This window comes from Sphingobacterium ginsenosidimutans, from assembly GCF_039536865.1.
In the GTDB taxonomy this organism is placed as follows: Bacteria; Bacteroidota; Bacteroidia; order Sphingobacteriales; family Sphingobacteriaceae; genus Sphingobacterium; species Sphingobacterium detergens.
The window spans coordinates 314,773-330,113 of the sequence record NZ_BAAAZK010000008.1 but is presented as its reverse complement, the minus strand read 5'-3'; the positions used below and the strand labels follow the sequence as shown (position 1 = coordinate 330,113).

At 41.1% G+C, this 15,341-nt stretch carries 12 protein-coding genes; 7 read left to right on the top strand and 5 right to left on the bottom strand.

Annotated features, from left to right (window positions below; all coding sequences use genetic code 11):
- Positions 1-74: 74 nt before the first annotated feature.
- The 3 genes from ABFX33_RS21765 to ABFX33_RS21755 all read right to left on the bottom strand — a co-directional run bounded on the left by ABFX33_RS21765 (position 75) and on the right by ABFX33_RS21755 (position 3,301).
- Positions 75-491, bottom strand: coding sequence for an OsmC family protein (locus ABFX33_RS21765; RefSeq protein WP_257087051.1), 417 nt, complete (start codon positions 489-491; stop codon positions 75-77).
- 224 nt (positions 492-715) lie between these two features.
- The gene (locus ABFX33_RS21760; RefSeq protein ID WP_257087052.1) at positions 716-2,074 is read right to left on the bottom strand and encodes an SGNH/GDSL hydrolase family protein; all 1,359 of its coding nucleotides are present in this window, start codon (positions 2,072-2,074) and stop codon (positions 716-718) included.
- A gap of 6 nt (positions 2,075-2,080) precedes the next feature.
- Complete coding sequence (locus tag ABFX33_RS21755) at positions 2,081-3,301, bottom strand: OmpP1/FadL family transporter (protein WP_346088218.1); 1,221 nt, start codon at positions 3,299-3,301, stop codon at positions 2,081-2,083.
- 147 nt (positions 3,302-3,448) lie between these two features.
- Between ABFX33_RS21755 and tpx the strand changes: the two genes are divergently transcribed.
- Complete coding sequence (gene tpx / locus ABFX33_RS21750; protein ID WP_257087056.1) at positions 3,449-3,949, top strand: thiol peroxidase; 501 nt, start codon at positions 3,449-3,451, stop codon at positions 3,947-3,949.
- Positions 3,950-4,068: 119 nt separating this feature from the next.
- Here tpx and ABFX33_RS21745 read toward each other — a convergent pair whose 3' ends face one another.
- On the bottom strand, positions 4,069-5,241 hold the full coding sequence (locus ABFX33_RS21745; protein WP_120260245.1) for a trans-sulfuration enzyme family protein: 1,173 nt from the start codon (positions 5,239-5,241) through the stop codon (positions 4,069-4,071).
- Positions 5,242-5,305: 64 nt separating this feature from the next.
- Here ABFX33_RS21745 and ABFX33_RS21740 point away from each other — a divergent pair, with 64 nt between their 5' ends.
- Positions 5,306-6,049 (top strand): hypothetical protein, encoded by a 744-nt coding sequence (locus ABFX33_RS21740; RefSeq protein ID WP_346088215.1) that lies wholly within the window; start codon positions 5,306-5,308, stop codon positions 6,047-6,049.
- 155 nt (positions 6,050-6,204) lie between these two features.
- Here ABFX33_RS21740 and ABFX33_RS21735 read toward each other — a convergent pair whose 3' ends face one another.
- Positions 6,205-6,693 carry an META domain-containing protein gene (locus ABFX33_RS21735; RefSeq protein WP_120260243.1) on the bottom strand — a complete coding sequence of 163 codons (489 nt, stop codon included), beginning with the start codon at positions 6,691-6,693 and terminating at the stop codon, positions 6,205-6,207.
- A 417-nt stretch (positions 6,694-7,110) separates the two neighbouring features.
- On the opposite strand from ABFX33_RS21735, the gene ABFX33_RS21730 reads away from it, so the two are divergent.
- The 5 genes from ABFX33_RS21730 to ABFX33_RS21710 all read left to right on the top strand — a co-directional run bounded on the left by ABFX33_RS21730 (position 7,111) and on the right by ABFX33_RS21710 (position 15,312).
- Positions 7,111-8,994: an alpha-L-fucosidase gene (locus ABFX33_RS21730; RefSeq protein ID WP_346088214.1), complete on the top strand. Its 1,884-nt coding sequence runs from the start codon at positions 7,111-7,113 to the stop codon at positions 8,992-8,994.
- On the top strand, positions 8,984-11,323 hold the full coding sequence (locus ABFX33_RS21725; protein ID WP_346088212.1) for a glycoside hydrolase family 95 protein: 2,340 nt from the start codon (positions 8,984-8,986) through the stop codon (positions 11,321-11,323). The genes ABFX33_RS21730 and ABFX33_RS21725 overlap by 11 nt, the downstream gene beginning before the upstream one ends.
- Before the next feature lie 79 nt (positions 11,324-11,402).
- The gene (locus ABFX33_RS21720; protein ID WP_346088210.1) at positions 11,403-12,509 is read left to right on the top strand and encodes a hypothetical protein; all 1,107 of its coding nucleotides are present in this window, start codon (positions 11,403-11,405) and stop codon (positions 12,507-12,509) included.
- Positions 12,510-12,574: 65 nt separating this feature from the next.
- Complete coding sequence (locus tag ABFX33_RS21715; RefSeq protein ID WP_120260239.1) at positions 12,575-13,435, top strand: helix-turn-helix domain-containing protein; 861 nt, start codon at positions 12,575-12,577, stop codon at positions 13,433-13,435.
- 158 nt (positions 13,436-13,593) lie between these two features.
- Positions 13,594-15,312 carry a M64 family metallopeptidase gene (locus tag ABFX33_RS21710; protein WP_346088208.1) on the top strand — a complete coding sequence of 573 codons (1,719 nt, stop codon included), beginning with the start codon at positions 13,594-13,596 and terminating at the stop codon, positions 15,310-15,312.
- Positions 15,313-15,341: the final 29 nt, after the last annotated feature.

Here is a 15,341-nt window from a genome sequence, read left to right as displayed (position 1 = left end):
CTATTCTTTAAATAACTGTCTATCCTTCATATGTCAGATTCGTTTGAAATATGAAGGACAGACATACTGAAATCTTAGTTTATTTTTAGCGAATAAGTGATGTTGATACCACCCGCCGCAAGCATATCATGTACTGAACAATATTTTTTCACAGCTAGCTCGGCTGCTTTCGCCGCCTTCACTTCATCAATTTCCCCTTTGAGGAAAAAGTTGATATGAATATCCGTAAACACTTGGGGCACTTCTTCGCGACGCTTTCCTTCTACTTCCACCTGGACATCATCAACTTGCTGACGTTGTTTTACCAGGATACTATGTAGGTCAAAAACGCTACAAGAACCCAATGCCATCAATACCAATTCCATGGGGCGAACACCTTTTCCTTCACCACCAATCGCTTCGGAACCATCGATGTTGACTTTGACGGAAGATAATTCACTGCTGGCTTCGAAATGCACAGCTTGGTTGACACGGTTTAATTTGATTTTCATAAGAATAATTATTTACTACGCGTATTGTATTTCTCTGTTAACACATCCACGCGGCCACTATAATGACTTCCACTGTACCAATCTTATCCTATGCAGATTTGTTAGGTGTAGCTTTTGAAGCGGATGAATGTTAAACAAAAATAAACATTGTCTAACAAAAAAAGGTCATCTGAATGTTCAATTCAAATGACCTTTTTTGTTATCCTTTTGACTAATTTATAGCATTAAGGTAAGGCAACTCCACCATACTGGCTGACATTTACTTTCCCTAATTTGGTGCTATATTTTGCATTGATCGCATCAACAAAAACATTGGCCATAATGGCATAGCCCATAGGTGTTAAGTGAACTCCATCCAACGAAAATATATTACCAGTGATATATTTGTTACTGATGGCGATACCGTTAATCTGATAGCCCGATTTTACTTTGTTCAAGAAGCTGTAGATATCCGCTACTGCAAGTTTTTTGCTGTCCGCAATCTGTTTGATCGTTGTGTTTAGCGCGACGATACGATCTTGGACCATTTTTGCCTCAGCCTCATCCAATACAAAATTGTCGCCAACAGGATTTGCCGGATGTAGACCGTAAGGAGCCGGATTGACAACGCCAGTTACAGGATCTTTGAGATCTCGTCTGCCCAATAAGCCAGCCGAAGAAAATGGCAGAATAAACATGTCTTTATCCGTTGCTGGACGAAAAGGGACTGTCTTTGTTTTAATGTAGATATCCGTGAGTGGTGCGGCATTGGGATCTTGCGCTTTTAATGCCGCATTCGCTGCAGCCAATAATGCCTGACGTGTTACTGTTGTGAAGTAAGGAACCGCCGTTACATCAGGAATCGTCGCAACAACTCCTTTTTGTTCTTTGCTGGTCAATTTGGTGATAAAGCCGGTATAAAACCTCGCAAAGTCCTGTTCAGAAATCAAGGTGTTTGTGGCATCAGTAGTCACGGCACCATTTGTTGCATAGCCCAATACATCATTATTTCCTAATGAGAAGGAAAAGAAGGTATGGTCTTTGGTCGTTGCATAATCTACATAAGTTGTGGTAACTGGCGCATTGTCGGGTAGCAATCGCTCAAAATAAGGATTCCCTTTTGTGGTACCTATTCCTGGCGCAAATGCCATATCCAAACGCATTCCCGGTACGCCCAGATTATTGATGGGACCAGTGTATTTGATGTAAAGCGGCTTTTTGTCTTCCGTTTGTCCACGGATGGCCAGGTGGTCAGTAACTGTACCCAATTGCGGTTGACCGTTCACCAGAGCCTTTAAATATAAGAACCCACTACCATTATAGTTTTCCGCAGGAAAATAAGGTTGCAAAAACTCTCCTCCGCCTACTTTTTTCATTTCTTGAGCAAGCATATTCGGGAAAGATTGTTCCTGACCCTTGAGACTGAGTCCACTATTGGCGTAGCCAGAAGTTAGTGAGTTACCAACAGCTATATATTTGCTGAAATCTACATTTTCGGGATTTCCACCTTTGGTGTCAAGGTCGATAGACGGTTTACAGGACGCAGCCAATGCTATCGCCGCAAAACCAATATAAAGCTTAATATTTTTTTGAAATCTTTTCATAATCTATTACCATTTATAGGTGAATGAAATTGAAGGAGCATGAATGTTAGTTTTGTAAGCACCCTCAATTTGTGTAACTGGGCTTACGACAGTACGCTCTTTCAATTTCTGTAAAACATAAGCTGCATGCAGGCTGAATTTGTCGTTAATTGCATAAGACAATCCCAGTGCCCCCATGATACGGTCGTTGTCCGGAGTCTCCGCATAAACATGGTCTTTGTCAACCGGTGTTTTTACATAACCTACTCCGGCACGTACAGCCAAATGCTCGCAGGCTTTATAATTCACCCCAATTTTCCCTGAAAATGCATTCTTATAATTTTTTATCTGCTCAGTATCTTGTAGCAGCGGTGTATTGTCTGCATAATCAAATACTAACTTTTTATAAATATTATATTGGATAAAAGTTCCATCGGCAACAACATCCACTTTGTCACTAACCGGGACCGAAATGCCTAGGTTGAGTGATGCCGGTAAAGGAAGCTCTGCACTGAATTTAGTGTCAGGAAACGAGGCTGCAACAGCATCAGGTACCGTAAAATCAGCATCCCCTTTTTTCAGTTTGGTAACGACTTTCGATCGGTAAGATAGGGAGATCGCGACGTTGTTGTCAAAATTGTAATGTGCACCAACGTTGTAACCTATACCAGTACCGGTACCGGTTAATTTAGCGCTTGCAGAAGATCCGTCAGCTAAAAACAAAGGTAATGACCGCGCTAGATCGACCATACCGATGTTGTACACGAATCCGGCACCCACACTTAAGTTGTCGGTAAGTTTATAACTAATGGTAGGCTGTATGTAAATCGCGCGCAACTTGAGGTGGTTGAGCTCGTATTTTCCAGGCCAACTGTCTCCCCAATCCACTGCTCCACCGTAAGGTGTGTAAACACCTAGACCCGCTTTCCAACGCGCATTGTCAGGGCCAAATGTAGCAAAGACAGAAAATGGTGGGGTAACTTGCGAACGAGTGTTGTAGACTTGATTGCTTCCTGATTCTTTGAAGGCTGATCGATACATTACCGTAGATATCCCTGCAGATACCGCATTGTGGTCCATTTTTGCTAAACCTCCCGGATTGTAGAATATACTTGTTTCGTCTGTGAATAGTGCAGATCCAGCACCAGCCATACCTAATGCTCGTACGCCCTGCGTGTTCACTTGAGACCCTTGTGCAAAGAGCAGTGATGGTGATGCACAAAGTATTGAGAATAATAATTTCTTCATACTAGTGTTTATTGTTGGTTAACATTCCTCTTTAAAATACAATGCTAACATAATAAATGTTTGGCTAATATTAATAAATGTTGTGTAATATTTTTTTTGCTCGTACCTTTAAGAGCAAGGAAACTAAAAATTAAACGATCATATTTTATGGCTACAATCACTTTTAAGGGCAATCCTGTGAACACTAAAGGCAATTTACCACAAGTTGGTGAACAAGCGCCTGATTTTAAATTAACTGCAGGAGATCTTTCAGATAAGTCACTCGCAGACTTCAAAGGAAAAAAAATTGTGTTAAATATTTTTCCTAGTGTGGATACGGGAACTTGTGCAGCATCTGTACGTGCGTTTAACAAAGAAGCATCTCAATTGGACAATACGGTTGTATTATGTATATCAAAAGACTTGCCATTTGCACAAGGTCGTTTTTGCGCAGCCGAAGGCTTGAGCAATGTGGTGACATTATCAGAATATAAAGATTCAAATTTCTCTGATGCTTATCAATTGGCAATCGCCGAGGGACCATTAGCAGGTCTATTGAGCCGCGTTGTGATTACTTTGGACGAGAATGGTAAAGTCTTGTACGAAGAGCAAGTTGCCGAAATTGCTGACGAACCAAACTATGCCGCAGCGATTGCTTCGTTAAACTAGGAAATGAGTAGTACGAGGATAAAGAAGGCAGAACTATTAGCCGAAAGACTTATACAACCAGCATCTCATATCTTAATACTAAATACTAAAAAAGCGTGCTTAGCACGCTTTTTTAGTATTTATTTCGTCTTCTCTAGGGCTTGTAAGATATCGTTGATAATATCTTCCTGATCTTCTAATCCAACCGACAATCGAATACTGCCCGGTTGTATACCTAAGTTCAGTCGTTCGTCTTCAGACAGCTTGGAGTGTGTCGTGGATGCTGGATGCGTAGCGATTGATCTGGAATCACCTAAGTTGGATGTGTATAAAATCATTTCCAATTGGTCAACAAAAGCTTTTGCACGTTCAAAACCACCCTTGACAACCAGTGTAACAATACCACCGCCTGCTTTCATCTGCTTCTTAGCTAGCTCATATTGTGGATGGCTTGGTAGAAAAGGGTATTTTACATCTTCAATCTCCGGATGATTTTCTAACGCTTGTGCCAGTGCGAGTGCATTGGAACAATGGCGATCCATACGGATACCTAGGGTGTCTAGACTTTTGGAAATAATCCAAGCATTGAATGGTGACAATGCAGGGCCTGTGTGACGGATAAAGAACATCAATTTGTCTATCAATTCCTGTTTTCCAACGACAATACCACCCAAAACACGTCCCTGTCCATCCATGTATTTAGTCGCCGAATGGATGACCAAGTCAAATCCATATTGAATTGGTTTCTGAAGATATGGTGTCGCAAAACAGTTGTCGATTGAAAGAATGATATTCGGATATTTTTCTTTGAACTTGCCCAACCATTCTAAATCAACCAATTCCAATCCGGGATTGGATGGTGATTCCAAAAATATAATTTTCGTATTTGGCTGTATAGCCTTTTCCCATTCCTCAGGATTAGCTGCGTCTACATAAGTTGTGGTAACACCCCAACGCGGAAAAAGTTCCGTAAATAACTGATGGGTAGAACCAAATATCGCACGTGAAGAAACGATATGGTCTCCACTTTCGATAATTGCAGCAAAGGATGCAAATACGGCAGCCATACCAGATGCGAAAGATAAGCCCGATTCAGCACCTTCCATTATACAGACCTTGTTGATGAACTCGGAAGTATTCGGGTTTGCATAGCGGGAATAAATCATTGCATCCTCTTCTCCAGCAAAGACCGCCCGACCTTGTTCAGCGCTGTCGAAGATAAAACTTGATGTGAGGTATAAAGGAGTCGAATGTTCGCGAAGTGCTGAACGATCGACCTGTTCACGTATGATTTTAGATTGATCTTTTTTCATGATGTGTAAAGTTACGAGATGAAATTTTTATATTCGTATAATTGCCAATGAAATGACCCATTTTATGAAAAAAATCTGGCTATCTGTCTGTACGTTGTCGTTATTGACCTGTTTTTCATGTTCGAAAGATGGAGAAATTAATTTAGGTCAGGGATTGAAAGAAATTCCGATTTTTTACCTGGAGTCACCGACAAACGCATCGTTTGTCCCTACTGTAGATAAAATTAAGCTGAGTTATGATGGGGGGCAGCTGACTCGTATTACTGGTGGATTTACTTTTATGCCTATGGTGGACGGATTCCGCATGCTTTTCACGGATCAGGTTTATTGGAATGTGGCTGTAAACGGCAATCAGGTAACATTAGAAAAAAAGAGCGTTGATAAGTCGGTCACATTTTCAGATAAACATGAACTCCGTTATCAGGGAAACAAAATCGTCGAACGGAAAATTTTCGAAAAGACGAATACGCCCATTATCTATACGTATGAATATAATGGCGACTTATTGAAAGAAGAGCAACTTTATAAGGACGGTCAGTTCTTATCCAGAAGAACATTTTATTATAATGCTGTAGGAAATCTGGATAGTCTCGTCGTAAGTCATAACACTTACACCCACAAGTCCGTTGAGATATTTACTGACTATGATAAAAAACCTAATAAAATAAAAGGAATCATGGTATTGGAAGAGCTGTTACCAAGAGCATTGTCCCGAAATAATTATTTAAAAAAAACAATCATAAGCATATCCGAATCTGGCGAGCGAACATTCGGAGGGGAGCGAACATGGGGAGCGCAACTTTTTTAAATTAAAGGGGAGTTTTCTTAAAATAAGAAGGTTATAGAACAAACCTTATCGAAGCAATCAAGAATTAATAGCTAAAAGAGCTTGCAAAGGCTAAAAGCAAAATCAAAAAAATAGGCCCTAGTATTGGGGACCTATTCATTCAATTGAGTATTTCCTTATTTTTTTACAAATTGCATCACGACAATATCGCCAGAAATAAATGTTAACTCATTATCTCTAACGTCAAAGTTTGTCGTAGATTTTAAGCCATTCATAAATTCATTGTAAGCCGCATTTTCGCAGTGCATCATGGTAGATACCAATTTATCACCGATTTTAATGGAATTGCCTTTTTCACTTTCGTAAGTACCACCGATACCATTACAACCGTTGTTACCTTCTACTTTGTGGTCTTTGCTTGTGAAAGTTAATGTTGGGATTTTGTCCTTATACAATTCCTTCAGTGCTTTTCCTGCTGTCTCTGGTGTGGTAATAGACTTAAGCTCCCATGTTCCTTCCAAAGATGCGTTATCCACTACACTTGGTTTTTGGACTGTAGTTGCGGTATCGCCAGCTCCTGTTGCTTCAGATTTTTTCCCTGTTGTGTTGCATGCGACAGTTGAAAATGCCAATGCAACTGCTAAAATCATTAAATTTACTTTCATAATAATTTCTAATAATATATAAACATTCCTTTTTCTGCACTACAACTTATAATTATCATGCCAATCTTGTCCCAATAGCATCCAATCACCTATTATAGTACAGCTAACTTCTTTATCCTCTATTAATAACAAATGTGGGTTTTTTGTTTGCACTCCAATAGGTAAATAAGTTCATTTTGGTCGGATCATACTAAAAAAAGAACAGCGGCAAAGCCCCAATAAACTATTTTACTGTTTCAGTGAGATGTTTTAGATCAATCGATTGATTTGATTGAATAAGGCTAATTATCGACGACTAGAATACCTTTTTAGATTTTTCCAGCCTATTTCCGTACGCAAATGTTACATAGATAATTTTATAAAACTTCTTATATTAGGGCTTTACAACCTAATTTTCTAGTACTTATAATAAAGAATATGTTCACAATTTTGTTATCCTCCATCTTACTTTCCAGCGGTACGGTAGCTAAACCAGATACGTTAAAACCTTATGGAGCTTTACCAACCGAACGCCAATTAAAATGGCAGGAGATGGAAACTTACTGCTTGATCCATTATACGCCCACAACTTTTCAAAATAAAGAATGGGGTTATGGTGATGCACAGCCTGCTTTGTTTAATCCTTCGGCATTTAATGCAAATCAGATTGCCAAAGCAGCAGCGGATGGAGGTTTCAGAGGCCTGATCAGTGTTGCCAAACATCATGATGGATTTTGTTTATGGCCTACCAAAACAACCTCCTACAGTATTGCCTCCTCTCCATGGAAAAATGGAAAAGGCGATATGGTGAAGGAATTTATGGAAGCGACACACCGTAATGGAATGAAGTTCGGTGTATATCTATCCGCATGGGACCGTCACGATGAACATTATGGTACACCAGCTTATGCCGATGCCTACAGACAGCAACTGACCGAATTGATGAGCAATTATGGTCCCTTGTTTACTTCTTGGCATGACGGTGCAAACGGTGGTGATGGTTACTATGGTGGACATGAGGGGAAACGGATTATAGACCGGACAACCTATTATGAGTGGCATGAGAAAACTTGGCCAATTGTGCGTAAACTTCAACCTAATGCGGTGATTTTCTCGGATATTGGACCAGATATGCGCTGGGTAGGTAATGAACATGGTTTTGCTGCCGAAACCTCTTGGGCGACATTTACACCAATAGGGCTCAATGGAAAAGTAGCGGTACCCGGAGCGACCGAATCGCATAATGCCGAATCGGGTGACCGGAATGGAAAATATTGGATTCCGGCGGAATGTGATGTTCCTCAACGTCCAGGATGGTTTTATCATGAGGAACAGAATGGCCGGGTGAAAACACCCAATCAACTGTTTGAAATCTATCTGAAATCGGTGGGTCGAGGTGCCAGTATGAATCTTGGTCTGGCTCCTATGCCTTCAGGTACACTCCATGAAAATGATGTGAAATCCCTAAAGGCTTTTGGTAAAAAGATCAAAGAAACTTTCCGTGCCAATCTAGCAAAAGGCGCCACCATAACGGCCTCAAATACACGTAATGCCGACACTAAAACATATGCCACATCGCTGATTACGGATAATGACCGTTATAGCTATTGGGCGACCGATGATACAAAAACTTCAGCTACACTTGAAATTAAGCTAAAGTCAGCGGCGACGTTCGATCTTATTCAATTGCGCGAAAACATCAAATTGGGACAACGGATTGACAGCGTTGTTGTGGAACAATGGGCTGACAACACCTGGAAGCCATTGGCCAGAGCAACCAGTATTGGTGCGAATCGCTTGATAAAGCTTGAACAACCAACGACAACGACACGCTTACGGTTACATATTTATGCGCCGGTAGCAATTACTTTAAGTGATTTTGGTCTATTCAAGGAGTATAATGAATCTTTTGCCTTCGATACAAAAGAGCTTAAAAAACAAACGGGCTTTAAATTACAGACAACAGGTACGACCGACAAGGCCTATATAACAGATGGTAATGCAAATACCTTTGCAACTGTGGGTGATCAGGGAGTCTTGGTCATTGAAACAAATGGCGCAACCTCGGGTATTGGTTTCTTACCACGTCAGGATAAAAAGACAAGCGGTATCCCGACAAAATACAGGATCTCAACCAGTGTAGACGGTAAAAAATGGACAAGCGTGAAAGAAGGTGAATTCTCCAATATCAAAGCAAATCCAATTTTGCAGCAGGTATTTTTTGAAACAAGCAATAATACCAAGTTTATCAAATTTGAACCAACGCAATTTATTGAAGGGAATGAGCTGACAATTGCCGAGCTTGAACTTTATGGGAAATAGAATTTTAACACTTTTCGTGGTCTGCATCTGTCAGACCACGCTTTTGTTTGCACAACAAAATCCACTTCGTCTTTGGTATAATAAGCCTGCCAAAATCTGGGAAGAAACCCTGCCGTTGGGTAATGGGCTAATTGGTATGATGCCTGATGGAAATCCAACGCAGGAAAAAATTGTACTGAATGAGATCAGTATGTGGTCCGGAAGCCCGGAGGATCCCAATAACTATGACGCGCACAAAAATGTCAACGCCATTCAGGCTTTACTGAAAGCCGGTAAAAATGATGAAGCCGAAAAATTGGTCAATGAAACTTTTGTCACCAGTGGCAAAGGTTCCGGCTTTGGCGATGGCGCTAATGTTCCTTATGGCTGTTATCAGTTACTCGGAGACCTACTTTTGCACTATCAACTGCCATCTTCGCCTATTGAAGACTATACAAGATCACTGGATCTGGCCACGGCGACAGCACAGACTTCTTTTCGTGCCGGAAACACAAAAATTCAACGTACCTACTACACCTCCTTTGACAAGAATGTTGGTGTTATTCAATTGAATCAGAACAGCGACGCCAGACAGACCGTTAGTATTTCTTTTGAGCGGAAGGAGAATATAGACCGCTACACCCTGTTGGATGATGGTATTTTGGTCGAAGGGTCGCTACCGGATGGTAAAGGGGGCAAGAACCTAAAATTTGTCGGCTTGTTGAAAGTACAAGGTAAACATCTTCAGGTCAACAGAAAAGATCAGGTGCTGGAAGTTTCAGCAGCAGGAAATCTCTCAATCTATCTCACGGCAAGTACATCCTATTATGGACAGGATCCGCTAGCTACAGCAAAGGCGACTATTGCTGCGGTACAGCAATCCGATGCAGCTAAAATGTACCGCAATCATGTGAATTCCTATCAACGGATTTTTAACCGCGTGGAGCTTAACCTTTTTGGGAATAAAGCACATACGAATATTCCGACCAATGAACGGATTGCAAATTTTTATAAGGCCCCAGCACAGGATCCGGATTTGGCAACGATTTATTATCAGTATGGTCGTTATTTGAATATTTCAAGCTCAGCGCCGAAAAATACAAATGCACTTCCGCCAAACTTACAGGGCTTATGGGCCAATCAGATCCAAACGCCTTGGAATGGTGATTATCATCTAAATATCAATGCGCAGATGAATCACTGGGGGGTAGAAGTAAACAATCTAAGTGAATATCATCAACCTTTTATCGAGCTGATAAAACGGATCGCAAAAACAGGAGAGCAAACTGCAAAAGCCTATTATAACGCACCTGGATGGGTTGTTTATATGATGACCAATATCTGGGGATATTCAGCGCCAGGAGAACAGGCTTCTTGGGGGGCAAGTACAGCCTCCGGTTGGCTGTGTAACCACTTGTGGGAGCATTATCTTTTTACAGGAGACCAAGGGTATCTGAAAGAAATCTATCCGATACTCAAAGGTGCGGCAGAATTCTACAACCATACATTGGTGCAAGATCCAAAAACGGGCTGGTGGGTAACTTCACCATCGGTATCACCCGAAAATGCGTTTCGGATGCCCAATGGAAAAGTCGCAGCAGTGGTGATGGGCCCCACAATCGACAATCAGATTGTACGCGAGCTGTATCAAGCCGTTATTCAGGCAGATTCTATTTTGGCTGTCAAGGATAGTTTTGTAGCTAGCTTGAAGGGAAAATTAAAAGAGATTCCTCCAGCAGTAGTGGTTAGTAAATCTGGACGTGTGATGGAATGGCTTGAAGATTATCAGGAGGTTGAACCCAAACACCGTCATGTATCCCATCTTTATGGTCTATATCCTGCAGCATTTATTTCTCCCCAAACGACTCCGACTTGGGCCGAAGCTGCACGAAAAACGCTTGCTGTCAGGGGAGATGAAGGAACAGGCTGGTCAAGAGCCTGGAAAATATTGTTTTGGGCAAGATTGCAGGATGGCGATCATGCCTTGGAAATCCTTCGTCAGTTGCTGAAACCGGCTTTTGCCAGTGAAACAACGTATCAGGGTGTAGGCGCCGGCACCTATCCCAACTTATTCTGTGCCCATCCACCGTTTCAGATTGATGGCAACTTTGGCGGCGCTGCTGGTATCGCAGAGATGTTGATTCAAAGCCATAATGGATATATCCATCTGCTACCAGCCCTGCCTAGAGCTTGGTCTAAAGGACAGGTCAAAGGGCTAAAAGCCAGAGGAAATTACACCGTGGATATGAGCTGGGAAAATGGGAAAATTGTCAAGCTTAACATAAAGGGAAAAAAAGGAAATGTTCGCATATTTGAAAATGGAACCTATAAGAACTATAAAGTCCTTTAGCTATTTTTGCTTTCTATTTATTTTTCTGGGAACAAGCAGTTGTTCCCAGAAAACAGACAAAGCCAAAAAAGAAGAACTTTTGAAAACGTTCGCTTATAAAATTACGGGGCAGACAAGTGCTGCGGAGGGGAGCTCAGTGACCCTCATCGATCCAGAAAACAAAATGCAACAGTTTACAAAAACAAGTGTGACAAACGGGCAATTTGTCTTGGAAGGTGAATTGGCAATGACTGGTTTTTATGCAATTCAGATTAGTGGCGGAGAGCCTTACATCCTGTTTTTAGAAGGGGGAAGTGACTATGAGCTGAAAGAAAATAAAGGCGGCTTTACCCTGACTACAACCTCCAGTAATGCAACGGAATTTGTTCAGTTTACGCAACGCTATCGCCAACGTGAAAAAGAAGAAAAATTGAATGAAGAAAATAAGACCGCCAGAATCGGTGGACTAAATGGGCAGCTCTCAGCGATGGCCCTACGCAACGATGGATCTTACGAGAAAACTATTGATGAAATACAACGATTGTCGGCTGGTAAACCTTATAATCTTCGCAATTTATATGCTGATTTTATTCTTGATAGCACACATCAATCGTCTTTAGTTCTCCCTTACTTTTTCAAATATGTCTCCGTCGATGCGGATAACTTCAAAAAATTTGATACTGCACTACAGCGGTTCGATGCAACCCTGCAAAAACACCCTTATTATAAATTTGCGCGTGAGAAAGTAGACCGGGTGAAAGATTTTTACGAGAATATGCCTGTCTTTCCACCCATCACGCCAATGAATGTCCAACGGGACTCGCTAAAAATCAGTGAATTTTCAAATGCCAAAATGTTGATCGCGGCATTCTGGAAAGCCGCTAGTAAATACAGTGTTTCTGATGTTACTGAACTACGCAAAAAAGAGGCGCAGTTAAAGGCAATGGGAGTGCGGGTTATTTACTTTTCGTTAGATGCTGACCAAGATGCCTGGATTAAAACCAGCAACTCCCTCGTTCTGGGGTCTCATAGTTATTATTTGAATACAAATGATCGGGCAACAATGGAAAATGACTTTGGTATAGACCGTTCGCCAAGTTATTTATGGATCAATCCACAGACCTTCAAAATCTTGTCACTCACTGGTGAAGATCCGACTTTACCGAAGTTCATTGGTAAGGTTAAGGAGTTTTTGGTTAAAAATTAACGATTATTGTCTTAAAAAATGGTATATTTGAATTAACGGTTTAATATTTGTTATTTCAATAGACGATGAAAGTTGTTCAATTTACGGTTCCGGTGGTTTATCAAGGATCTATTTGCGTGCAAGAGGATATCTTGCCCTCCTTCTATAGCAATTACCATCGGCATAAAGAGATCCAATTGACCTATATCTTAAAAGGGCGTGGGACCTTTATGATCGGCAACTTTACCCATAGTTTTGAAGAGGATGAAATCTATATCGTTGATGCAGATGAACCACATATGTTTAAAACAGGAGAGGATATTAAGGACGGCATTCATGCGATTCATATTTTCTTCGACTACGAGCATTTTAAATCTTTTCTGGATTTCCCTGAATTTGACGATGTCAAATATTTTTTGGAACACATCAATGTCAGTAAGAAACTGGATGCCGAACATGCTATTGCCCTCAAGGATAAATTTGTACAGATCAATACAAGCGCCGGAATAGATCGCTTATTATCCTTTGTAAAACTGATCAATTTTTTGAGTAAAAAGGTCGATCAATGGACCTCCCTATATACGGGAATTCCCCAGAAGAAATTTTCGGACGCGGAAGGCTTGCGTATCAACGAAATATTTCAATATACCTTTCAGCATTTTGGTGATAAAATCTCGCTTGAAGATATCGCAGCAGTAGCTCACATGACTCCGCACGCATTTTGTAAGTATTTTAAAAAGCACACCCGCAAGACTTATGTGACCTTCCTGAATGAAATCCGAATTGAACGGGCCTGCAAGATGTTGATTGACGAGTCCTCCGAAAGCGTTTCCAATATTGCATTTAAAACAGGGTTTAACAATGTGGTCAATTTTAATAGGGTATTTAAGAAGATCACAAAGCATTCCCCAAGTGAATATGTACAGGAGCATCGGATGCGGGATTAAGCCATCGTTGGTACACTGAAAATATTGTTCGAAAAGAGGTGCTTAGTATGACCTTACAGATCCCGTCAGTGGACAATATCGGAGAAGCACTCGGCAATAAAATGTAACGATTAGGGATACGAAAACCTTAAATTTGGAGTCTAACGATTGTTACTCCGATGAATAAAAATTTAATTTTTGTCCTGTTTGCGTTATTGAGCTATCTGATGCCTGCAACAGCGCAATCTCAAAATTTCAAGATTGACACCTTGCAATACCAAGGGACAGCCAAAAATATAGTGAACCTGGTCATTTTGGGCGATGGTTATACAAAAGATCAACTAGACGATTACGCAGAAGATTCCAAGCAGTTCACAAATTATTTTTTTTCAATAGAACCTTTTAAACAATACAGCAGTTTCTTTAATGTATTTGCGATTCGGACGATATCTGAAGAATCCGGTGCTACGCATGATTGTAAAGCAAGCGATTGTGTACACGGTGACACCGATCTCAGCAAATATCCAAGACGCTACAATAAATTCACCAGAGATCATGCTGTGCCAGTCACGCATCCCAATACTATTTTTGGAAGCAGCTTTGACAATGGTGGACTACACCGCCTTGTAGTGCCTCAAAAAAACGAGCGTATTGAAGAAGTGCTAAAAACACATATCCCCAACTATACACAAGTGGTGATATTGGTCAATTCACCATTTTATGGTGGATCGGGTGGAAAGTGGGCCACCTCGACGGTCAACTTTAAAAGCAATGACATCGCTGTCCATGAGATCGGGCATTCCTTTGCTCAGCTGGCTGATGAATATTGGGCAGGAAATCAATATGCTATTGAATCTGTCAACCGCTCTCAAACGGCCGCTGCAAATGCTGTTCCCTGGAAACATTGGCTTGGAAAAGATGGTGTAGGGATCTATTCCTATGGCGGGAAGGGATCTCCGTCCAACTGGTTCAGGCCACATGAGTATTGTAAAATGCAATATCTTGTTGCCCCTTTTTGCCCCGTCTGCCAAGAGCAATTTGTGGCGTCAATCAAGCAAAAATCTAGCCCTTTTATTGCGGTAAAACCGGTGTTGAATAATGTATTGACCTTAGATAGCGTTCAGAAATTTACATTACAGTTAGCAAAACCGTCGCCGAATACATTTAAGCTGGTATGGTCCTTAAATAATGAAGCTATCGCCCATGATATCGATTCGATCTATTTGGATCCGGGAATGCTGAACATTGGAGCGAACGAATTGAAAGTGATTATTCAAGATACAACAGATCTGCTCCGTGATCCGAAGTATGTAAACCATAGGGATTCCATTGTATGGAAATTTAATCAGCTTAAATCCTATGAGCTTGCGAAACCTATCAATACCTGGGGAGATACACTCGAAACCTGTTTTGGTGGAGATCAGGTGATTACGGTTAAAAAGCCTATCGCTGGACTTGTCTACCATTGGTTTGAGACCCTGACTGCTGTACCTATCGGAACAGGAAACAATGTGGTGATCCAAAAGGTCTCCGCCTCCAAAAAATATCATGTCATTGCACATTGGAAAGACAAGCATTCAGTGCAATCGGAAGTCTTATTGAAAACACTGCCCAAAGTGGAGAAACCCAGAGATATCCGTGTCAAGATTAACAAAAAGAAAAATAAGGTACAGTTGATCATACAAGATAAAGTGGATGCACGTTACAATTACATCTGGTCAGATGCCGCCGGTAAACCAATCTATGAATGGGACGAATTCAATGGAGAATATGTACGTCCGACGGGTGCAAATAATATGCTCGTCTTGGAACGGACTGCTACTGGCCGAAAAGTTTACGTCCAAAAGGTAGACAAAGAAACAACCTGTAAAAGTGATCGCACGGAAGTAATTTTTTAGTTACACTGTTGGTACCTAGTGATTTATAA

Bases quoted from the DNA above. Each gene is read 5' to 3' on its own strand.
- ABFX33_RS21765 (WP_257087051.1), bottom strand. From the start codon at position 491: ATGAAAATCAAATTAAACCGTGTCAACCAAGCTGTGCATTTCGAAGCC.
- ABFX33_RS21760 (WP_257087052.1), bottom strand. From the start codon at position 2,074: ATGAAAAGATTTCAAAAAAATATTAAGCTTTATATTGGTTTTGCGGCG.
- ABFX33_RS21755 (WP_346088218.1), bottom strand. From the start codon at position 3,301: ATGAAGAAATTATTATTCTCAATACTTTGTGCATCACCATCACTGCTC.
- tpx (WP_257087056.1), top strand. From the start codon at position 3,449: ATGGCTACAATCACTTTTAAGGGCAATCCTGTGAACACTAAAGGCAAT.
- ABFX33_RS21745 (WP_120260245.1), bottom strand. From the start codon at position 5,241: ATGAAAAAAGATCAATCTAAAATCATACGTGAACAGGTCGATCGTTCA.
- ABFX33_RS21740 (WP_346088215.1), top strand. From the start codon at position 5,306: ATGAAAAAAATCTGGCTATCTGTCTGTACGTTGTCGTTATTGACCTGT.
- ABFX33_RS21735 (WP_120260243.1), bottom strand. From the start codon at position 6,693: ATGAAAGTAAATTTAATGATTTTAGCAGTTGCATTGGCATTTTCAACT.
- ABFX33_RS21730 (WP_346088214.1), top strand. From the start codon at position 7,111: ATGTTCACAATTTTGTTATCCTCCATCTTACTTTCCAGCGGTACGGTA.
- ABFX33_RS21725 (WP_346088212.1), top strand. From the start codon at position 8,984: ATGGGAAATAGAATTTTAACACTTTTCGTGGTCTGCATCTGTCAGACC.
- ABFX33_RS21715 (WP_120260239.1), top strand. From the start codon at position 12,575: ATGAAAGTTGTTCAATTTACGGTTCCGGTGGTTTATCAAGGATCTATT.
- ABFX33_RS21710 (WP_346088208.1), top strand. From the start codon at position 13,594: ATGAATAAAAATTTAATTTTTGTCCTGTTTGCGTTATTGAGCTATCTG.